The organism is Bacillus sp. FJAT-29814 (assembly GCF_001510715.1).
GTDB lineage: Bacteria > Bacillota > Bacilli > Bacillales > Cytobacillaceae > Neobacillus.
This window is the reverse complement of the sequence record NZ_LMTJ01000002.1, coordinates 215611-235051: the sequence shown is the minus strand read 5'-3', so window position 1 is coordinate 235051 and position 19441 is coordinate 215611. Positions and strand designations below refer to the sequence as shown.

20 protein-coding genes and 1 other annotated feature are annotated in these 19441 nt (G+C 44.0%); of the genes, 14 read left to right on the top strand and 6 right to left on the bottom strand.

Going from position 1 to position 19441, the window contains the following annotated elements; all coding sequences use genetic code 11:
- Positions 1-9: 9 nt before the first annotated feature.
- Positions 10-1344 (bottom strand): branched-chain amino acid transport system II carrier protein, encoded by a 1335-nt coding sequence (gene brnQ, locus AR334_RS05070; RefSeq protein ID WP_066306218.1) that lies wholly within the window; start codon positions 1342-1344, stop codon positions 10-12.
- A gap of 55 nt (positions 1345-1399) precedes the next feature.
- Positions 1400-1643: a binding site (T-box leader), on the bottom strand.
- Positions 1644-1895: 252 nt separating this feature from the next.
- Between brnQ and AR334_RS05065 the strand changes: the two genes are divergently transcribed.
- Positions 1896-2912 carry a 4Fe-4S binding protein gene (locus AR334_RS05065; RefSeq protein ID WP_066306211.1) on the top strand — a complete coding sequence of 339 codons (1017 nt, stop codon included), beginning with the start codon at positions 1896-1898 and terminating at the stop codon, positions 2910-2912.
- A 55-nt stretch (positions 2913-2967) separates the two neighbouring features.
- On the opposite strand, the gene AR334_RS05060 is transcribed toward AR334_RS05065, so the two are convergent.
- Positions 2968-3570: a TetR/AcrR family transcriptional regulator gene (locus AR334_RS05060; protein ID WP_066306208.1), complete on the bottom strand. Its 603-nt coding sequence runs from the start codon at positions 3568-3570 to the stop codon at positions 2968-2970.
- Positions 3571-3825: 255 nt separating this feature from the next.
- Between AR334_RS05060 and AR334_RS05055 the strand changes: the two genes are divergently transcribed.
- Together AR334_RS05055 and AR334_RS05050 are read left to right on the top strand one after the other, a co-directional pair.
- Positions 3826-4191 (top strand): SCP2 sterol-binding domain-containing protein, encoded by a 366-nt coding sequence (locus AR334_RS05055; RefSeq protein WP_066306205.1) that lies wholly within the window; start codon positions 3826-3828, stop codon positions 4189-4191.
- Positions 4192-4251: 60 nt separating this feature from the next.
- Positions 4252-6132: a long-chain fatty acid--CoA ligase gene (locus tag AR334_RS05050; protein ID WP_066306202.1), complete on the top strand. Its 1881-nt coding sequence runs from the start codon at positions 4252-4254 to the stop codon at positions 6130-6132.
- 38 nt (positions 6133-6170) lie between these two features.
- Here the strand turns inward: AR334_RS05050 and AR334_RS05045 are convergent, their stop codons facing one another.
- Together AR334_RS05045 and AR334_RS05040 are read right to left on the bottom strand one after the other, a co-directional pair.
- Positions 6171-7262 carry a copper resistance D family protein gene (locus tag AR334_RS05045; protein ID WP_066306200.1) on the bottom strand — a complete coding sequence of 364 codons (1092 nt, stop codon included), beginning with the start codon at positions 7260-7262 and terminating at the stop codon, positions 6171-6173.
- A complete protein-coding gene (locus AR334_RS05040) occupies positions 7263-7868 on the bottom strand; it encodes a copper resistance protein CopC (RefSeq protein ID WP_066306197.1) in 606 nt (201 codons plus the stop codon).
- Positions 7869-8118: 250 nt separating this feature from the next.
- Here AR334_RS05040 and AR334_RS05035 point away from each other — a divergent pair, with 250 nt between their 5' ends.
- From AR334_RS05035 to AR334_RS29850, 4 genes are all read left to right on the top strand, one after another.
- Positions 8119-8406, top strand: coding sequence for a DUF5658 family protein (locus AR334_RS05035; RefSeq protein ID WP_066306192.1), 288 nt, complete (start codon positions 8119-8121; stop codon positions 8404-8406).
- A gap of 77 nt (positions 8407-8483) precedes the next feature.
- The gene (locus AR334_RS05030) at positions 8484-9620 is read left to right on the top strand and encodes a DEAD/DEAH box helicase (RefSeq protein ID WP_066306189.1); all 1137 of its coding nucleotides are present in this window, start codon (positions 8484-8486) and stop codon (positions 9618-9620) included.
- A 217-nt stretch (positions 9621-9837) separates the two neighbouring features.
- Entirely contained in the window at positions 9838-11307 is a 1470-nt protein-coding gene (locus AR334_RS05025; protein WP_066306187.1) for an amidase family protein, read from the top strand.
- Between the two features lie 59 nt (positions 11308-11366).
- Positions 11367-11507, top strand: a complete 141-nt coding sequence (locus AR334_RS29850) for a hypothetical protein (protein ID WP_172799159.1) — start codon at positions 11367-11369, stop codon at positions 11505-11507.
- A gap of 237 nt (positions 11508-11744) precedes the next feature.
- Here the strand turns inward: AR334_RS29850 and AR334_RS05020 are convergent, their stop codons facing one another.
- Together AR334_RS05020 and AR334_RS29385 are read right to left on the bottom strand one after the other, a co-directional pair.
- Positions 11745-13277 (bottom strand): FAD-dependent oxidoreductase, encoded by a 1533-nt coding sequence (locus AR334_RS05020; RefSeq protein WP_066306183.1) that lies wholly within the window; start codon positions 13275-13277, stop codon positions 11745-11747.
- An 80-nt stretch (positions 13278-13357) separates the two neighbouring features.
- A complete protein-coding gene (locus AR334_RS29385; protein ID WP_156431180.1) occupies positions 13358-13504 on the bottom strand; it encodes a hypothetical protein in 147 nt (48 codons plus the stop codon).
- A gap of 177 nt (positions 13505-13681) precedes the next feature.
- Here AR334_RS29385 and safA point away from each other — a divergent pair, with 177 nt between their 5' ends.
- The 7 genes from safA (at position 13682) to AR334_RS04985 (ending at position 19416) form a co-directional block, all read left to right on the top strand.
- Positions 13682-14293, top strand: coding sequence for a SafA/ExsA family spore coat assembly protein (safA, locus tag AR334_RS05015; RefSeq protein WP_066306180.1), 612 nt, complete (start codon positions 13682-13684; stop codon positions 14291-14293).
- A 153-nt stretch (positions 14294-14446) separates the two neighbouring features.
- Positions 14447-14794 (top strand): flagellar basal body rod protein, encoded by a 348-nt coding sequence (locus AR334_RS05010; RefSeq protein ID WP_066306174.1) that lies wholly within the window; start codon positions 14447-14449, stop codon positions 14792-14794.
- A 39-nt stretch (positions 14795-14833) separates the two neighbouring features.
- Complete coding sequence (locus AR334_RS05005; protein WP_066306169.1) at positions 14834-15478, top strand: PspA/IM30 family protein; 645 nt, start codon at positions 14834-14836, stop codon at positions 15476-15478.
- Between the two features lie 91 nt (positions 15479-15569).
- Positions 15570-16304 carry a cell wall-active antibiotics response protein LiaF gene (liaF, locus tag AR334_RS05000; protein ID WP_066306167.1) on the top strand — a complete coding sequence of 245 codons (735 nt, stop codon included), beginning with the start codon at positions 15570-15572 and terminating at the stop codon, positions 16302-16304.
- Positions 16301-17350 carry a sensor histidine kinase gene (locus tag AR334_RS04995; protein WP_066306164.1) on the top strand — a complete coding sequence of 350 codons (1050 nt, stop codon included), beginning with the start codon at positions 16301-16303 and terminating at the stop codon, positions 17348-17350. Before liaF ends, AR334_RS04995 begins: the two co-directional genes overlap by 4 nt.
- Positions 17343-17975 (top strand): response regulator transcription factor, encoded by a 633-nt coding sequence (locus AR334_RS04990; RefSeq protein ID WP_066306161.1) that lies wholly within the window; start codon positions 17343-17345, stop codon positions 17973-17975. The genes AR334_RS04995 and AR334_RS04990 overlap by 8 nt, the downstream gene beginning before the upstream one ends.
- A 106-nt stretch (positions 17976-18081) precedes the next feature.
- Positions 18082-19416 (top strand): polysaccharide biosynthesis protein, encoded by a 1335-nt coding sequence (locus tag AR334_RS04985; RefSeq protein ID WP_066306152.1) that lies wholly within the window; start codon positions 18082-18084, stop codon positions 19414-19416.
- Positions 19417-19441 lie beyond the last annotated feature (25 nt).

The following is a 19441-nucleotide window of genomic DNA, read 5'->3' as shown; positions in this document are numbered from 1 at the left end:
CATCGACTATTAAGAGGCCTTTTCCAATTGATACTGTTCACTTTCTTCACGACGGGTCAGTTTGTCGAAAACAAATCCCGCCAAGCCGCCGGCAAGTGCCGGAACGACCCAGCCAAGGCCCACTGATGCTAATGGAAGACTGCCCATCAAAGTTTCTAGGACGTGCATTTTTAGTCCGAACATTTTTAAGCCATCATACACACTGACAAGACCGGTCAGCAGCATCGCACCGGCATATACCTTCTGCGCCCCGCCGAAGAAACGGTGCAGAAAGGCCAGAGTCACGAGCACGATTAACAACGGATAGGCCATTACAAGGAATGGAACCGATACTGAGATAATTTGATTCAAGCCCAGGTTGGTGAGTGAAAAGCTCACAACCGTAACCGCCGTTACGACCATACGGTAACTAAGCTTCGGCATTAATTTTGAAAAATATTGGCCGCAGGCGATTGTCAAACCGACACAAGTTGTAAAGCAGGCGAGGGTAAAAATGACGCCAAGCAGGACAGTGCCACCGCTCCCTAAAACAAGTGTGGCGGCTGATGATAGGACAGCTGTTCCGTTGTCAAACGTTCCGTATCCGGCCATTTTTGCCCCCAACAGCCCGATGATCACATACACAAGGGCCAGCGCTGAACCCGCAATAAGACCGGTTTTTAACGTATAGGCTGTTAACTGTTTTTTATCTGTTACGCCTCTTTGCTTTAAGGCGGTCAAGATGGCAATCCCGAATGCAAGTGATGCAAGAGCGTCCATTGTTGAATAGCCATCAATAAATCCCTTAAATAATGAAGCGGACTGATAAGTGTCAGTCGGAGCCTCAAGCGGCTTATTAAGGACAAAAAATCCGGCAACACACAAAACAACGATTGATAATAAGAGGATCGGCGAAATAAATCGGCCCATATAGTCGACCACTTTGGAAGTATTTAAACTTAATAAATATACCAGTAAAAAGAAAACAACAGAAAAACCTAATAATAGCAGCGGTTGGCTAACGGATAAATGGCCCAAAAACGGCTGGACGCCCATTTCGTAGGCAACATTAGCGTTACGCGGAATCGCGAATAATGGTCCAATTGATAGATAAACTAACACGGTAAAGCTTGTGCCAAACCATGGATGAACCCGGTTACCAAGTGTATTAGCATCATTTACAAGCACAATCGCGACCAATACTAATAGCGGTAGTCCGACCCCAGTTAAAATAAATCCTGTTATTGCCGGCCAAAACGAGGTTCCGGCACCCAGACCTAAGAATGGAGGGAAAATAAGGTTGCCTGCCCCAAAAAACATTGAAAATAGCATTAATCCTACAAATAACGTGTCTTTCTTTTTCATTACATTTCTCTCCTTCCTGACATCTTAAAACAATACAAAAAGCCCGCCCCTAAAGCTTAGGGACGAGCTTGCTCGCGTTACCACCCTACTTCCGCAAACATAAAAAACTTGCGGCTCTCGATCAACGTACCATCATACGTGTCCTCTTTTAACGGCAGGCAGTCCGGCATAAGCTTACTAAAAACTTCAGCTTAGCATCTCGGAGATGATTTTCACTTGTGTCCTGACACCGGCTTTCACCAGTCGCCGGCTCTCTGAGGTCAAGAAAGACAAGTTACTCTTCTCGTCATCGATTTTGTTTTTAAAAAGTCAGATTTAATATTTGATATTGCTATTATATTATTTTCAAATAATTTTGCAAGTGGTTTTTTTTCGGAAAATTCCGATGAAATCGTTACCATTATTGATATAACAATAATAAAAAACTTTTTGACGGATTTTCGTCGCTAATTTGACAGCTTTATGAATTGAATGGTTTTGATGATTTAAATCACATACCTGAGTTTACCAGTTACCTATAGTTAAAGTATTAGGAATGGAGGGAACTCTATATGAAATCAAAAGCCTGGTATAAAAAACAATTGAAACGGAAGCCGGTTCAGATTACCAGATATGTTGTTCAGGCTGTGTTTCTCTTGTTTTTATTATATGTTGGTCTGCAATTCTATCGATTTTACATGCATTTTGAAACGCTGGGAGAAACACCGTTTGTTGAGAGGCCGTCAGCCGTTGAGGGGTTTTTGCCAATCAGTGCTCTTGTAGCCTTAAAGGTGTGGCTGACGAGCGGCGAGTTTGATGTGATTCACCCGGCAGGACTCGTCCTATTGGCATTTTTTATTGCTTCAGGACTGATTTTCCGCAGATCGTTTTGCAGTTGGTTTTGTCCGGTAGGAACGGTTAGCGAAATGACGGCGTGGCTGGGACGGAAAATTTTTAAAAAGAATTTTGAAATTCCGACATGGCTGACATGGATATTAACCCCGATTAAGTACATTTTGCTATATTTCTTTATCAGCATGATTATTGCGATGCCGACTTTTCAGGCAAAGGCGTTCCTGGATGAACCGTATAATAAAATTTCCGATGTTAAAATGCTATTATTCTTCTTAAATATCGGCGGTTTTGCTTTGAAAGTGGTTCTGGTTATTTTCGTGTTATCGCTGTTCTTCAGAAATTTCTGGTGCCGGTTCCTGTGCCCGTATGGCGCGCTAATCGGACTGGGCTCGATATTCAGAATTTCAAAGGTCCGCCGGAATGAGGATACCTGTACCAACTGCGAAATGTGCACAAAAGTTTGCCCGCAGCGAATCAAGGTCCATACGAAAAAGGTGGTCGCCTCGCCAAATTGCAATGCCTGTATGTCTTGTGTGGAGGCTTGCCCGATTAAAGATACGTTGAATATGACTGTTGTGAATAAAAAGGTAAACAAGTGGTTCATCCCAGTTGGATTTCTTGCATTATTTTTCATCGTTGTGGTTGTGGCCAAACTTACTGGACATTGGGATACGATTATAACGTATGAGGAATGGATGAATTTGATTCCGGATGCAAATTATGTAGGACATTAATCATCTAATAGGCAGCCTGAGGGCTGCTTTATATTTTTGCAAAAAAAAGCATTCGTTAATTGGATAAATTAACGAATGCTGCAACGACGATTCGATTGAGAAGGCGGGCGAGTTCATCAAAATGAACGAGGCCGTCTTCGGTTTCGTTATAGTTTTGTACTACCACTTCATTGATTGCCCCGATCATTGCCTGTGAAACAATTCGAATCTCTGTTTTAGAAACGGTTGCTGGAAGCAAGCCTTGAACCGTTTGAAACATCAACTGGGCAAATTGCCGGTGGGCTTCACTCCTGGCTTTTTCCACCCCCTGGGAAACCCCAACTGATTCCACCAACATTAAATTGGCGACTTTAACGTCTGTAAAACAAATTTCAATATAACGGCGAATCCCGGCATAAGCCTTGTAGGCTGTTCGATTTTCTTTATTGATTGCCAAGTTTACTTCTTCAATAATCTCGAAAAATACCTCTTTGAAGAGTGTTTCAATCAATTCTTCCTTGCTAGAAAAATGCTGATAGAAAGTTGTTTTGGATACGTGGGCCATCTCAACAATGTCCAAGACAGAAGTATTTTTGTAGCTTTCATTGGTAAAAAGCACTAGGCTCGCATAGAGAATTTTATCCCTTGCCTCTTTCGGCATTTCAGTCACAAAAAGCATTACTCATCAGTCCAATCTGTATAGTACCGGTACGAATTAGTATTAATTTTAAAAGATATTTGGCGGTTTAACAAGGAAATTAAACTTGTTAGCGGCGTAGCCTGTGAAAACAATGTGGCTATAGTAAAAAGTCGAAATTTAGCGAAGGGTTTTGCTATATAATACGGATACGTATTGGTATTATGAGTATAATAGGAATATTTTGAATACTCTCGTTTGAAAGAAAGTGCAGTAATTTTTCAAGGAGGATCAACGATGGGAAAGCAAATTGAAATGTATTCATTAGCGGATCTGATGAAAAAAATTGCGGAAACGGTAAACGAAAACCCGGTTCCGATTGAGGGGTTTAATGCCATTTACCAGTTTGACATTACTGGAGAAGATGGCGGGGAATATCAGCTTCATTTTCAGGACGGTAAAGCGGCGGTAACGGAAGGGAGCGAGCATCCTGCTGACTGTATGTTGGTTATGTCACTGGTAAGCTTCCATCTGTTCATGTTAGGGAAGCTGAACGGAACGATGGCGTTCATGACAGGAAAGTTAAAAATTAAAGGCGATATTGGAAAAGCCCTAAAGATTGAATCGATTTTGAAGCAATACAATGTAAAAGACGCCCTATAAAAAAGAAATCTGGAGGCAGCCTCTTCTTCAGCCTCCTTGGGTATGGATTGGAGGGAGATTATGAAGGCAAATAACTTAGTGGAAGCAGTAGCGCGTACTGCCCAGAAGCATGCCGGTAAGGACGCTTTCTTGTGGAAACTAGAAGGGGGTTGGCATGGAATCAGCTACGAAACCTTTTGGAACAAGGTGAAGCATCTCGCGGCCGGTTTAGCTTATTTGGGAGTAAAGCGAAATGACAAAGTCGCTATACTTTCTGAAAATAACCCTTACTGGCCGGCAGCCGACCTGGCCATTATGAGTTTGGGTGCTGTCAGCGTACCGATTCATTCCACCCTGCCACCAGATCAAGTCACCTATATACTGAAAAATGCAGAATGTACCTTCATGTTCGTACAGGATGACTTTTTTCTTGATAAAATTCCCGAAGCTGACCGAGTGCCAACCGCAATTATTTTTCCACCTGATAACTTCGTCCAAACAGAACAGATTGTGTCACTGCAGCATGTTGCCTCTCTTGGTTACAATCTCCCATATGAAAACTGGGAATATAATTGGAGCAATCTGAAAAGAGATGAACTGGCGACGATTATCCACACATCTGGGACGACCGGAAACCCAAAAGGTGCGATGCTGACACATGGAAACATTCTCTCCAACGTGGAAGGGGTTCAATTCTGGGTCCTTGAAGCGAAACCTTCCGACATCCTGCTCTCACATTTGCCGTTGTCCCACGTTTTTGAGCGGATGGCTGGACAGTTCATGCCATTGTCCATTGGTTGTACCATCGCTTACGCAGAGGGTATTGATAAAGTCCAGGAAAATCTTTTGGAAGTAAGGCCAACCGTGCTCGTCAGCGTGCCACTCTTATTTGAAAAAGTGTACGCTACCGCTCAACAAATGGTCGAATCGGGGACGCCGTTGCGCAAGAAAATTTTTAAATGGGCCATTAATATCGGCTTGAAAAAATATGAGTACTATTTAAGCCAAAGCTTTGATGAGATGATGAAAAACGGTTTCCTCCCAAAGGAAATCACCCGCAGTTGGAAGATTGCCAACGCCTTGGTTTATAGCAAGGTAAAAAAGAAGCTGGGTGGCAGAATCCGAGGGCTTATCTCCGGCGGCGGCGCCCTCAATCCGGAAATCGGCCGGTTTTTCTGGGCGGTTGATATTCCTGCGCTTGAAGGTTACGGGTTAACGGAAACCTCACCGGTTGTCTGTACGAATCCGATGGTTCGCTCGAAAGTCGGTACAGTCGGCAAACCGCTGCCTAATCTTGAAATTAAAATTGCTGAAGATGGTGAGGTCATGGTCAAGGGCCCGAGTGTTATGAAAGGCTATTACAAGGACGATGAGGCAACAGCCGAGACATTCAGGGATGGCTGGTTTTTAACCGGAGATATTGGCAGTATCGATGAGGAAGGGTATTTGAAAATTGTCGACCGCAAGAAGCGAATAATTGTATTGACTACCGGAAAAAATGTCGCGCCGCAGCCGGTCGAAAACGCGATGACCCAGAGTCTTTATATTAATAATGCGGTTTTGATTGGCCAGGATAAAAAGTATGTGATCGCTTTAATTACGCCAAGCTTAGAAAACCTGCTGCCATGGGCAAAGCAAAAGGGGCTGACAACAGATGTCAACCAATTGCTCAAGGAACCGGCGGTCCAGCAGCTGCTTACAAAAGAAGTAGCCAAGTTCACGAGTAAATTTGCCCGGCATGAACAGCCAAAGAAGGTAGTCATTATCGGCAAAGAATGGAACGTGCAAGACGGCGAGTTGACCCCTTCATTAAAGGTTCGCCTGCCGGAAATCCAGAAGAAATACGGTGAGGTCATCGAGCTCGCTTATGCTGAAGAAATGTTTACCGACATGAGGATCGCGGCCAACGAAGCGGCAGTTGGATTATCCATCAATCCGGAAAGACGTGGGAGCAGAGAATAACAAAAAAAGCGTAAACCCAAAGAGGGTATACGCTTTTTTTATTGCACGCTTAGCATTAACGCCAAGTAGCCAGTCAATATAAATAAGATGCCCATGACAAGTGCCATGACTTTTGGCGCCTTTTTAATAAAGGTTAGGATTAACATGACCAGGAAAAGGACTGCTGACAAAAAAAGTACGATTGACAGAATACCTGGTGAAAATGCCAATGGAATCACTGGCTCGCCTTCGTGAAAAAAGCTGAATAGCGGCGAAACACCTGTTTCTTTAATCGTTGTTTCAATATTATGCGGCGGGGCTTCTTGTCCGAGCGCACCGGTAACCACAAAAATCAATAATACGATCATACTCTCGAGTCTTGCCCAAGGGAGCGGATTAAACGCCGGATCATCCGAGACTTTTTTCAGGATTAAAATACTATTAATAAATGCAAATGCCAATAGTGGAATGATAGCAAGGTGCTTTAGCAGCAGTGCCTGACCATAGGACAGGGTCCAACTGTTTACATAGTTATCCTCGCTAATCATATAGCCCATAAGGTCGAATCCAGTCAGGGCTACCAGCGCTAAACATGAAATAGCAACCGGTGTAAACCACTTTAAAAATTGCTTCCAGTTGTCATGGTTCGTAGAAAACCAGCTAATAACAATGAGAATACCTATCCATGTTGTGATTGCCAGAAAATGCGTGGTATGGGTCAATGCCCCCTGCCAGCCTGTCAAGGAACTGGCATGGCTCGACCAGCCTTGCAGAATAATTAAGACCACAATAAGGACTAGCCCGGCCAGCGAAAAGAACGGTTTCCGCTCCAGTTTGATGGGCACAAGGTAAATGAATAAGATCAGCGACACGATCCATGTTTTAACCCAGGACTTTCCAACTTCAAAATTTAGCAAAACCGATTGAACGGTCAACCCAATACCCATATCAGGGGATAAATACAAAATGAGTTTTAACACCGGAACAAAGGAAAGAAAAGCAACTCCAAGAGTTGCCATCAATAGAGTACTTTTTGATATTTGGATTCCAGGACGAGCGGTTTCCGGGATTAAATGCAAAATGAAACTACCCAGTAAAATGGAAAAACAAAGATAAAGCAGGGCTTCACTTACAACATTTAACCATAACATCTAGACATGCTTCCTTCTGTAGAATAACCAGTAGCTTCCGGCGCCAATAACGATCAATAATCCGGCTGCCACTGGAATCATGTAGTCTTTAAATGTTGCTTCTTCAGGCTCAGCTTTTTGGGTGAGGACTGCCGCGGTTTGTGCCTGATTTTTATCGGCTGCTTTAACATTTTCAGTTTCCCGGGTTGTGTCCTTGCTTGTTGAGGGGGTGTTTGACGCAACTGTAACTGTTCCCTCAGCAGCCTGGTTTTCCGGCATTTGGACGGAGAACGGGACATCCCCCTCCAACGGATGGCCATCGGCTCCGATAATCTTCCAATGAATAGTATAACCGCCGTCGGCCAGTCCATCCTTCAGCATTCCGACTAATTGACTATTGTTTACGGAAACTTGTGACAGTGGAATATTAGTGCCGTTTTGGTCCGTTAAAGTAAAGGTGCTTGTGGACTCGACCTTTGTTTCATAGGAAAGGGTAATGTTTTCAAGTGCTTCAGTCACTACTTCACCGCTTTTAGGATTGGAATCCTTTAAATGTGAATGAGCAAATACATTCGTTCCTAATAGAAAAAATAGGGTAGGTATGATAAAGGAGATTTTCTTTAACATTATTTTCAACTCCATTATGTTGTTAAATTGATGTAGTCACTATTTTATCACCATTTCTTCTTGTTCATATCAATTTGCCGCAATGTTCACAAAGATGTCAAATTAACTGTGACAAGTCGTGAAAACTTCATTTTTTTTTGTTATTGTTGTTCTTTATAATGAACTAATTGTTCTCGTTTGTGGTATTATGGAAATGAATGTATCAGCATAGGTATTAATAGAAACAATGAAAATATAAAGAGGGATCGGAATGAGACTTTGTTTATTTTTGCTAATTGCCGGCATATTGGATGCGGTCCTGACTCATTTTGGGATTATTTCAGGCATTATTGAGGAAGCCAATCCTCTAATGCGTGCCGTTACGGACAAAAGCTGGACCTATTTTTATGGTATCAAAATCCTTCTGCCTATTATGTTAATAGGTCTATATTTCATGCGTCCTTTACAAGGAAGACTTCGCACCTTGCTGGTTTCCGCCTGTGTCCTATACTTCTCGGTCCTTGTTTATCATATGGCATGGATTCTTCTCTATTTCTGAACTTCCGCTTAAACTAGACACTGCAACATAATTAAGTTAGTATCAAAACAACATGAAAAAAGAAAAGGGAGTCATACATGTTAAACAATTTACAGCCATTTTTACAAGAGGCATGGAAGAAGTCTGGTTTCCAAGAACCAACAGCCATTCAGGGGGAAGCCATTCCTCTCATCCTTGAAGGGAAGGACGTTATTGCAGAATCGCCGACAGGAACAGGCAAAACGCTTGCCTATTTACTGCCGCTGCTCGATAAAATCGATGCCGACCTGCAATCGCTGCAGGCTGTTGTGCTGGCGTCGTCACAGGAATTGGTAATGCAAATATATCAGGAATTTCAAAAGTGGTCTGAGGGAAGCAGCATCAGGGGCACTTCCATCATCGGCGGGGCCAATCTGAAGCGGCAGCTGGAAAAATTAAAAAAGCGGCCCCATGTCATTTTTGCTACACCAGGAAGGCTGCTTGAGCTAATCAAACAGAAAAAGGTAAAAATGCACGAAGTCAAGCTCGTGGTGCTCGATGAAGGCGATCAGCTTTTGGCATCAGAGCACTTGTCCTCGGTTCAGAACATCGTCAAATCAACGATGTCCGACCGCCAAGTTGCATTATTTTCCGCCACCTTGAAGCCGGCAACGGAGAAATCAGCCAGGGAATTGACGGGTGAACCTGAAATTATTAAAGTCGCCAAAGATGAAGCTGCATCATCCGGAGAGGTTGAGCATCTTTATTTTTCTTGCGAACGCCGCGAAAAAGTCGAGTTGCTGGAAAAAGTCGCCCGGTTGGAGGGCAGCAAATCACTCGCATTCATTAATGATATTGGCGAGCTGCAGGTTATGAAGGAAAAGTTCGATTACAAAGCGTTGTCGGCTGGAGTCTTACATAGCGAAATGAAAAAATTGGATCGTCAGGCAGTGTTAAAGTCATTCCGCGACGGCAAGCTTAAAATGCTAATTGCCACCGACGTTGCGGCACGTGGTCTCGATATTCAGGGGGTTACCCATGTGGTGCAAATCGATCTGCCCAAGGATATCACTCAGTATATCCACCGCGCAGGCAGAACCGGCCGGATGGGAGCTGCTGGTACGGTGATTTCGCTAGTAACGGACCGGGAAGAGCGTGAGCTGAAACAATTTTGTCGAGAGTTAAACGTACCACTCCATAAACGAATTTTTTATAAAGGAAAAATCGCAGCTGAAGAACAAAAGCTGCGCCGCTAAGGCAGCCAAGGGCCCCATACCCGTGGCGGCCTTTTTTAGCTAATAGGAAAGTATAAAATTTTTACCAAATTTCATACTTTCCTATGTCGCATAAATTCAACTACGCCTCTGTCATCGTCCTACGGACTCGCCAATCGACGAGTTTTCATTTATTTTTAAAAAAGGATTTGCGTTATTTTCCTTGAATAATAAAAGGGAGAAACGGAGGGGAAATACAATGGAAAATCCAAAATTGAGAAAGTATTATGATGAGTGGCTAGAGGATGCCTCAATCGCTCAAATACGTGAAAAACTTGAAAGCGGCGTGCTGACATCCAAGGAATTGGTCCTCTTATATCTAATGCGAATATCGGTTTATGATAAAGAAATTAATTCAGTTCTCGAGATCAATCCTGATGCTTTACATATAGCCGAGGCGCTTGATATGGAGCGTAAGGTGAAAAGTCCGCGGGGGCCGCTGCATGGAGTCCCGATCTTAATTAAGGACAATATTGATACCCATGACAAAATGCATACAAGTGCCGGGTCGCTGGCGCTAAAAGACTCGATCGCACTAAAGGATTCTTATGTGGCCGAACAATTGCGCAAGGCTGGTGCGGTGATTCTTGGAAAAACAAACATGACAGAATGGGCAAATTTCATGACCTACAAGATGAAAAATGGCTACAGTTCGCGCGGCGGTCAGGTGTTAAATCCATACGGTCCCGGTTCATTCGATGTCGGCGGCTCCAGTTCAGGCTCAGGTGCTGCTATAGCTTGCAGTTTTGCGGCAGCATCTGTAGGAACGGAAACATCCGGATCGATTTTAAATCCATCATGCAAAAATTCAATTGTCGGTATTAAGCCCACGGTCGGCCTTATTAGCCGCAGTGGGATTATTCCGATTGCGCACTCCCAAGATACAGCTGGACCAATGGCTAGGACCGTTACAGATGCCGCGATTTTACTTACTGCCCTATGTGGACGGGACGAAAAGGATCCGATTACCCTAACCAATCCGCTTGATGGTATTGATTTTTCTAGGTCCTTGGTGGAAGATGGCCTGAAGGGAAAAAGAATCGGCATTGCTGTGGACGGATTTATCGAATTTTTAACAGATGAAAAGAAAAAAGTGTTCCATGCTGCCATCGAGGCGCTCAAAACATCCGATGCCGAAATAGTGGAGGATATTAAGATTCCTTCTGCTAAGGCGATGTGGAAATATGATGTGTTAACGTATGAGTTCAAACCGGATTTGAATGCCTATTTAAATGGTTTGGACCCTTCGGTCAAGGTGCGTAGTTTGAGCGATGTCATTGCGTTTAACAATCAGGATGAAGAGAAAATGCTGAAATACGGACAGACCGTACTGCTGGAATCGGAAGAAACAAGCGGTTCGTTAACTGAGGCCGCCTATATAGATACGCTTGAATTTGACTTGTACCATTCGCGGGAGCAAGGAATTGATTTTGCTCTAGAAAAATACAACCTGGATGTGATTTTGTTTCCGGCGGATGAGGGATCGCAAATCAGCGCCAAGGCCGGCTACCCGTCAATTGCGGTGCCAGCGGGGTATACGGAAGCCGGCGAGCCGGTTGGACTGACGTTTGCGGGAACAGCATATAGTGAGCAGGTGTTGATTGAAGCGGCTTATGGCTTTGAACAGCTGACAAAATATAGAAAAGCACCCGTTCTAAGGGCAGAATAGGACCGTTAGTTTCCACTCATACTAACAATGACTTTCTTTTTAAAAAGGAGTTGAAAGATATGGGTAGAACGAAGCTTGGTAACGCAAATGCACAGCGCAATAACAATCGTAAGAAAGCAATGAAAACAAGCTCTGAGCTGGTTGAATTCGAAACCGGCGAAGCGTTAAAACGAAACCGTCCGCACGGAAACCCTAGATAACATAATGAATAACGCCTCCCATTTGCTTGAGTGGGAGGCGTTGTTTTTTGTGCGCTGGATTTTTTCGCTTTAACGCGGCACCTTAGGATTGAATTGTAGATATCCTTGAAATTTTGTAGATATCCATTGAAAAATTGTAGATATATCCTAAAAATTGTAGATATCTTTGAAATTTTGTAGATATCCTTAAAAAATTGTAGATATATACTCAAAATCGATTCATATTGCTGGTTTCCCCTATGCTTCCTCCAATAAATCAAGCCCCTGGACGGCGGGACCTTCGATGACTTCGCCGGTATAGGAATAGCGGGAGCCGTGGCACGGGCAGTCCCATGTTTTCTCGGCGTGGTTCCACTCACATTCACAGCCGAGATGGGTGCAGGTCGTGTCGACAATATACATTTTGCCGCTTTCATCCTTGTAGGCACCAGCCCGCTTGCCATTATACGTAACGGCACAGCCTTCACCGGCAACCAGTTCATCGGGATCTTTCGGAACAAATTCAATCTTACCTTTAATGAGATGCTTGGCGACATCCAAATTTGCCGTGATGACCTTTTTCAAATCCGGATCAGCCTGGAAGCGGTGCGGTGAATACAACTCCTTATAAGGGTTGTCGCGGCCAAGTGCATAATCGGTCAAAATATGCCCCGCGAGAATGCCAGTCGTCATGCCCCACTTTTTAAATCCAGTTGCCAATAGCACATTTTCCCGATCTTGGGTGATAGGGCCGATATACGGAACGTTGTCCAAGGTAATCAAATCTTGGGCCGACCAGCGATAGGCATATTCTTTTATCCCAAAAACCTCTTCGGCAAACTGCTCGAGGGCTTCAAAATGCTTCATCATATCTTCGCCCTGCCCGGTTTTATGCTTTTCGCCGCCAATAATAATCAATTTTTCGCCGCCTTCCAGCGGAGTGGAGCGAATCGAACGCGGCGGGTTATCGGCGCTGATATACATGCCCCCAGGATACTCCTTGTCCGTTTTAATCCCGATGGCATAGGATCTGCTCGGATACATTCTGGCGAAATAAAGTCCTGGTTTATCATAAAACGGGTAGTGGGAAGCCATAATGACATGCTTGCAGGTTACCCGCTTGCCGCCCTTCGTTACAACAACGGGCTGATCCGTTTCAGCCTCTTCGATGTCCCAGGCTGTCGTATTCTCATAAACCTTGCAGCCGGACTTAACCGCTTCATCTAAAAGCCCCCGCAAAAATTTCAGCGGGTGATACTGGGCTTGATTATGCATAGCCAAAGCGCCCTTCACCTGAACATTGAATGGAATCGTATCCTTTAGTGCCCCGGGTATCCCCAGTCGTTGGTATGCTTCATATTCGGTTTGCAACTTACTCTTGGTTTGGTCTGTTGTAGCATAGACATAGGCATCCTCCTTGCTGAAATCGCAGTCAATCCCTAGTTCATTGATCTTGTTTTCCACAAAATCAATTGCGCTCGAAGTCGACAGATAATATTGTTTCGCCTTGTCTTCGCCGAAATGATTAATTAATTCATCGTAGATAATATCATGCTGGGCCGTTAGTTTCGCGGTCGTATGCCCGGTGGTGCCATTGAGAACGCTTCCTGCTTCGATAATCGCCACTTTAACGCCTTCTTTGGAAAGCAAATAAGCTGCAGTAATTCCCGTGATACCGGCGCCGACAATGGCGACATCGACGGACAAATTCTCGGTTAATTTTTCAAAAGAAGGCAATTCAAGATCACGCCAGTACGGCTTTGGCAGTTTGGGAATTTTCTCGGACGTCATAAAAACCCTCCAAAAATCAAAATTATCTCTTGTCTAATTTTTCCTAAAATTAAAAGTTTATGTAAATCAAAAAAAGAACCCTATTTCGGGTCCTTATCAACAGGTAATTTATCAATCCGCTTAGCATCATCTGAATCGAGTGCGTTTCTTAAGAAATGTACCATCGTGCCTCCGACTATCCCAAGGCAAAGCACCATACCGAAAGTCATTATCCACCAAAGTGCCACCCGCAATCCCCCTTATGACTGCCTTTTTAAAGATATATGCGGGAAGGGGATGAATCTTGCCTACTGCCTGGAAAAGCCGTAATAAATAAGTGGTTATACTAGGTATAAAGAATTATTTTTTGGACCTGTATATTTTGGGGCAGAAATCAAAAATATATATTCGGAGGAGGCGAAAAAATGAAAAAAACATTTTGGTTCGGTTTCATGTTTTTATTGGCTCTGTTCTGCATTCCAAGCGTTTCGTTTGCCCAGCAAATTTATACAGTCCAGCCGGGTGACTCGCTTTGGAAAATTGCCGTCAGGTACCAGGTTGGACTCTCGGAAATTATTTCGGCCAACCCCCAGTTTAAAAATCCCAACCTGATATATCCGGGTCAAAAAGTGACGATCCCCGATATCAGCGGGACAAAATCGATTGAAAGTCAGGTCATTCAACTAACCAATCAGGAGCGGGCGAAAAACGGCCTGCCGCCGATGACGGCAGATTGGGAACTGTCACGGGTTGCCCGCTATAAGGCAATGGACATGCGTGATAAAAACTATTTCAGCCATACAAGCCCTACCTACGGCAGCCCATTTGACATGATCAAGGCGTTTGGCATCAGCTATCGTTCCGCGGCGGAGAATATCGCTGCCGGGCAGACTACACCGGCAGCGGTTGTCCAATCCTGGATGAACAGCTCCGGTCATCGCGCCAATATCCTAAGCAAGAATACCCGTATTGGTGTCGGCTATGCCAAAGGCGGATCCTATGGGCACTACTGGGTGCAGATGTTTATCTCAAAATAACGGAAAAAAGGTCAGTTTTTTAAGCTTAGGCTTAAGGGACTGACCTTTTCTACGTCTTGAGACCGAGTCAAAAATCAAGCTCAGGAGCAATTATGGGAAGCGTGGAAAAAAGGTAAGATGAAATCAAGAAAGAGAAAGGGAGTGAATAACAAAATGAAAAAATTTGGTTTATTGTTAGCGGGAGGTATCGCAGCGGTCATATTGTTATCAACGATTGGTCCGCTAGTTGGATTGGCTGTCAGCCTGGTGCTGCTATATTTCATCTTCAAACAGTTCGTCAAGGCCGATTCAACTTGGGCAAAGGTAGGGCTTGGCATTATCGGTTTTGTCGTCCTGATGGCTTCCATTCATAATACACCGGCTATCATCGGTATCGCTGCAGCATATGTCCTTTACCTCGTTTACAAAAAGTGGAATGGAACCAAATCTACCGTTATCAAAGAAGAATCCGATCCATTTGCCAACTTTGAAAAGCAGTGGAATGAAATGAAACATTACTAATTAAAAAAACTTATTTTAAATTAAAAGGAGAGAATGAACATGACAAACATATTTTCAAGAATTAAAAACACGGTGTTAGCTGATTTACATGATGCACTTGACCAAAAGGAGAAGCAAAATCCAATTGCGCTGCTTAATCAATATCTTCGCGAGTCCGAGCAGGAAACAGAAAAGGTACGCAAGCTGCTAGAGCGCCAGTACAAATTAAAGGATGAATTTGCTCGGGAATATCAGCAGGCCTTGGAATTAGCGGAAAAACGCAAGTATCAAGCTGAGATTGCTCAAAAAGCGGGCGAAATCGAGCTTTACCAATTTGCAGAAGTAGAGCATCAACAATTTGCCAGCCGTGTCCAGCGCCTTGGCGCATCACTTGAACAAGTGAAAGCCCAGTGTGGCGAATTGGAAAGAAAGTATGAGGAAATGAAGCATAAGCTCAAAGATATGCACCTCAGACGGATGGAGTTAATGGGGCGCGAAAATGTGACCCGCGCCAACCTGCGCATGAACCAAGTGCTTGACTCCAATGCTTATTCCGATAAACCATACTCGCGGTTTAATGAAATTGAAAGCTATTTAGACAACTTGGAGAATCAAGTGAACAGCAACTATTACCGCAGCACGATTGATGCTAGAATTGCCGAATTAGAAAAAAGTGCAAAATCGGAAGAAAGCAAGTCCATTTAATATTGAAAAAATGGTATTCTTAAAGAGGCGCGAGGAGTAGGAGCGCCTCTTTTCCCGATAAACAAAAACGGTAAAAAGGGAGGGTGAGCCAATGTTTAAAAATAATAGAAATGATTATACCGGATGGCTGGTTTTTATCGGTTTTGCTGTACTGTTATTGGAGCTGCTTTTTTTCAACGAGGGGCTTATTTTCTCCCTTTTTATCGCGGGTGGAATGATTTATCTTGGTCGCCGGAAACCAGAAAAAAAGCTCAGCAAACTCTTATTTTTTGGGGGAATTGCTTTCCTAGTTGTTAATGTCTTTAGCATGATGACGTTCCGATTTTTATTATTGGCGATTTTACTGCACTTTTTTATACAATATCTGAATTCGAAAAAACAGCCTCAGAAAATGACAGTTAATCTTAGCAAGCTCGGGGATACGCCTAAGCAGGAAACCCTGGTCAAAACGAAGCCATTATTTGAAAATATATTTCTTGGCCAGCAAAAGACACCGCCCGGGGTTTACGAATGGAACGATGTCAACATCCAGGCGGGAATCGGCGACACGATTATTGATCTTAGCTATACGATGCTGCCAAAGGGTGAAACGGTCATTTTTATCCGCAACCTGATCGGTAATGTGCAAATATTAGTTCCTTATGAATATGAAGCGAGCGTTCAGCATTCCTGTCTGGTTGGTTCAGCCATGGTGTTTGAAAACCAAGAACCAAGAATGTTTAATCAATCGTTTCAATTAAGAACACCTGGGTATGAACAGGCCGAGCAAAAGGTGAAAATTGTTACTTCGCTCATCGTCGGGAATTTAGAGGTGACCCGGATATGAGTGCAGCGGGGCGTCAAATTGTCTGGAGTATTGGGTTGTCCGTATTGATTGCCATCGTGGTAACCGGAGTTTTTACGTATGTGTTCCCCTTGAATAGCTGGTCCGAATTGTGGACACGGCATTTTATGGATATTCCGATCGCCTTGTTCATTCCGGCGTTTAGCATTGCGATGGGAATTCTTCTCGGTGCTTTATCCGGGTTTTACTGGAGAAAGCAGTTTCGGTTCATTGAAAACTCGCTGCATCAGCTCGAGGAAGGAAAGCATGTCGATTTTAAAATAAATCCTCCCGTCACCGAAATGCAGACGATTGCTGTACGAATTGAAAAACTCGGCAAGCAGATTGCTGAGCAGGCGAAGCTGTCACAGCGATTGGCGACGGAAAAAGTGGAGGATCAGGAATCACGAATACAGGAACTCATTGAACAGGAGAGAAACCGGCTTGCCCGCGAATTGCATGACTCGGTCAGCCAGCAATTGTTTGCGGCCTCGATGATGATGTCGGCAATCAATGAAACGCGTGAATTGTCCGAGGAAAATTTTGAAACGAAACAGTTGAAAATGGTTGAAGAAATGATTCACCAATCACAGCTGGAAATGCGAGCACTATTGTTGCACCTGCGGCCGGTCGCATTAAAGAATAAATCTCTCCAGGAAGGAATCGAGGAGCTGTTAATTGAATTATCTCAAAAGGTAACAATGGATATAAAATGGAAAGTAGAAGAGTTTCCGCTTGATAAAGGGGTCGAGGACCATTTGTTCCGGATTCTCCAGGAGTCCATCTCTAACACGCTTCGGCACTCGAAAGCAAGCATGTTAGAGGTGCTGTTAATTAAGCGGGACGATCTGATTATTATGCGAATCGTCGATGACGGGGTAGGCTTTGAAGTGGAAGAAGCCAAAGCCGGCTCCTACGGGATGCAGAACATGCATGAACGGGCCGTTGAGGTTGGAGGCACATTAAAGGTAATCAGTGTAAAAAATAAAGGGACGAGGCTGGAAGTGAAGGTCCCGGTAGTAGAGAGTGGAGAGGTTGCAGATGATTAGAGTAGTGTTTGTCGATGATCATGAAATGGTGCGAATCGGCGTATCCGCGTATTTGTCGGCACAGCCCGATATTGAAGTGGTCGGGGAGGCGGCTGACGGCAAAAAGGGAGTTGAACTGGCGCTTGAGCTCCGTCCAGACATCATTTTAATGGATTTGGTCATGAAGGAAATGGATGGGATTGAAGCGACCCGGCAAATTATTGAGAAATGGCCGGAAGCAAAAATCATCATTGTCACAAGCTTCCTCGATGATGAAAAGGTGTATCCGGCACTCGAGGCGGGAGCAACCAGCTATATGCTGAAAACGTCCAAGGCGAGCGAAATCGCCAAAGCAGTCCGTGATACCTTTAACGGCCAATCGGTTCTCGAGCCAGAGGTTACGGGGAAAATGATGTTAAAAATGCGTCAAAAAACACAGCATCTGCCACATGAAGACCTCACCAGCCGCGAACTCGAAATATTGCTGTTGATGACCGAAGGAAAAACCAATCAGGAAATCGCTGACGAATTATTTATTGCTTTAAAAACCGTCAAAACCCATGTCAGCAATATCTTGAGCAAATTGGACGTTCAGGACCGCACCCAGGCGGTTATTTATGCGTTTAAGCATTCGTTGACGAAATAATTTTTAAAAGGGCTGTAAAATCAGCCTTTTTTTAATTTCAAAAAATCTTCCTCTACTAAACAACGAACTTGTCTCATATTCTTATAAAAGAAAGGGGACAGGGACCATGGCTATTTACTACAAGGGGATTATCTTTCTGGCAGCGACTGCCTTTTTGGGTGAAGGAATCGAGATTTTGGTTAACATGATTCTGGCTCGGGAACTTGGTTCACACGGGCTGGGGCTTTATATGACAATACTGCCTACGATTTTTTTAATTGCCCTGCTGGCGAGCTTCGAACTGCCAGTGTCGATTTCCAAATTCATTGCCGAGCGGGAGGATCGCTATCACCGCAATATTCTCCACCATGCCATTACCGTGACAATTACCTTCACAGTTATTCTTCTATTGGTCGGGGCGGCGCTGCTCCCGTTTATTTCCGTATTTAATGGCTATCATCCGTATATCAGATGGCTCGTGTTGTTGTTGATTCCGGTTATTTCTTTTACCTCCGTTGCCAGGGGGTACTTTATGGGGCGCCAGCAAATGGGGAAAATTGCCGTGTCCAATTTTTTAAGAAAGATGGTTCAGCTTGCAGGACTGTTTGTGCTGTTCCGGTTTTTTGATTTTGACTCGGAATCCTCCCTTCTAGTGTCTATTTCCGTTCTGATTGCCAGTGAAATCGTGGTGTTCCTTTATTTGATTCTCATGTTCATCGTTCAATTTCAAACGATAAGAAGACAGCCTTTTTCGAATTTAAATCGAAAAATTGTCCGAAAAAATTTAATGGCCGTTTCGATTCCGACAACAGGAATGCGCCTGTTTTCTGCATTGACGGGTGCGATTCAACCTTTTATTATTAAGGCCGCCTTGGTTCATGCCGGGTTGACCGGGACGATTGCCACGGAACAATTCGGCATGCTGATGGGCGTGGCGATGTCGATTGGCTTTTTTCCTGCCTTTATCGCCCACTCCCTGTTGATTGTGCTGATTCCTGCCGTCTCAAAAACCTATTCCGAGCGGGATTATGTTTCACTGCAAAAAATGCTTCAGCAGTCGATGCTGTTAACCGTTGGATACGGCGTTGCTGCTGTGACTATTTTTTATATTTTTGCGCCGCAATTGACGTCGCTATTTTTTAAATCATCGACATCCGCCGTCTATTTGCAGCTGCTTTGGCCCTTTTTCCTGTTTCATTATTTCGTGATGCCACTGCAGGGGTTCATGATTGGCCTCGATATGATCAAAGAAGCCTTTTTCCATATTATTTGGTCCACGGTCATTAGCTTTGGGATTGTCCTATGGCTTGGATCGATGCCGGAGTGGCGCATGAACGGTGTCATTATCGGAATGAACACAGGGACTGTGCTGTTGACACTGATGCATTATGTCACAGTCTGCAAAAAAATTGGGGTAACTGTGTTTTTAAAAGGTTTATATCCAAAAACAATGGAGCGCTAAGATGAAAGGACTTTCCCACCACAAA

What these genes read in the sequence shown, in the direction of transcription:
- brnQ (WP_066306218.1), bottom strand. Translation starts at nt 1,344, where the DNA reads ATGAAAAAGAAAGACACGTTATTTGTAGGATTAATGCTATTTTCAATG.
- AR334_RS05065 (WP_066306211.1), top strand. Translation starts at nt 1,896, where the DNA reads ATGAAATCAAAAGCCTGGTATAAAAAACAATTGAAACGGAAGCCGGTT.
- AR334_RS05060 (WP_066306208.1), bottom strand. Translation starts at nt 3,570, where the DNA reads ATGCTTTTTGTGACTGAAATGCCGAAAGAGGCAAGGGATAAAATTCTC.
- AR334_RS05055 (WP_066306205.1), top strand. Translation starts at nt 3,826, where the DNA reads ATGGGAAAGCAAATTGAAATGTATTCATTAGCGGATCTGATGAAAAAA.
- AR334_RS05050 (WP_066306202.1), top strand. Translation starts at nt 4,252, where the DNA reads ATGAAGGCAAATAACTTAGTGGAAGCAGTAGCGCGTACTGCCCAGAAG.
- AR334_RS05045 (WP_066306200.1), bottom strand. Translation starts at nt 7,262, where the DNA reads ATGTTATGGTTAAATGTTGTAAGTGAAGCCCTGCTTTATCTTTGTTTT.
- AR334_RS05040 (WP_066306197.1), bottom strand. Translation starts at nt 7,868, where the DNA reads ATGTTAAAGAAAATCTCCTTTATCATACCTACCCTATTTTTTCTATTA.
- AR334_RS05035 (WP_066306192.1), top strand. Translation starts at nt 8,119, where the DNA reads ATGAGACTTTGTTTATTTTTGCTAATTGCCGGCATATTGGATGCGGTC.
- AR334_RS05030 (WP_066306189.1), top strand. Translation starts at nt 8,484, where the DNA reads ATGTTAAACAATTTACAGCCATTTTTACAAGAGGCATGGAAGAAGTCT.
- AR334_RS05025 (WP_066306187.1), top strand. Translation starts at nt 9,838, where the DNA reads ATGGAAAATCCAAAATTGAGAAAGTATTATGATGAGTGGCTAGAGGAT.
- AR334_RS29850 (WP_172799159.1), top strand. Translation starts at nt 11,367, where the DNA reads ATGGGTAGAACGAAGCTTGGTAACGCAAATGCACAGCGCAATAACAAT.
- AR334_RS05020 (WP_066306183.1), bottom strand. Translation starts at nt 13,277, where the DNA reads ATGACGTCCGAGAAAATTCCCAAACTGCCAAAGCCGTACTGGCGTGAT.
- safA (WP_066306180.1), top strand. Translation starts at nt 13,682, where the DNA reads ATGAAAAAAACATTTTGGTTCGGTTTCATGTTTTTATTGGCTCTGTTC.
- AR334_RS05010 (WP_066306174.1), top strand. Translation starts at nt 14,447, where the DNA reads ATGAAAAAATTTGGTTTATTGTTAGCGGGAGGTATCGCAGCGGTCATA.
- AR334_RS05005 (WP_066306169.1), top strand. Translation starts at nt 14,834, where the DNA reads ATGACAAACATATTTTCAAGAATTAAAAACACGGTGTTAGCTGATTTA.
- liaF (WP_066306167.1), top strand. Translation starts at nt 15,570, where the DNA reads ATGTTTAAAAATAATAGAAATGATTATACCGGATGGCTGGTTTTTATC.
- AR334_RS04995 (WP_066306164.1), top strand. Translation starts at nt 16,301, where the DNA reads ATGAGTGCAGCGGGGCGTCAAATTGTCTGGAGTATTGGGTTGTCCGTA.
- AR334_RS04990 (WP_066306161.1), top strand. Translation starts at nt 17,343, where the DNA reads ATGATTAGAGTAGTGTTTGTCGATGATCATGAAATGGTGCGAATCGGC.
- AR334_RS04985 (WP_066306152.1), top strand. Translation starts at nt 18,082, where the DNA reads ATGGCTATTTACTACAAGGGGATTATCTTTCTGGCAGCGACTGCCTTT.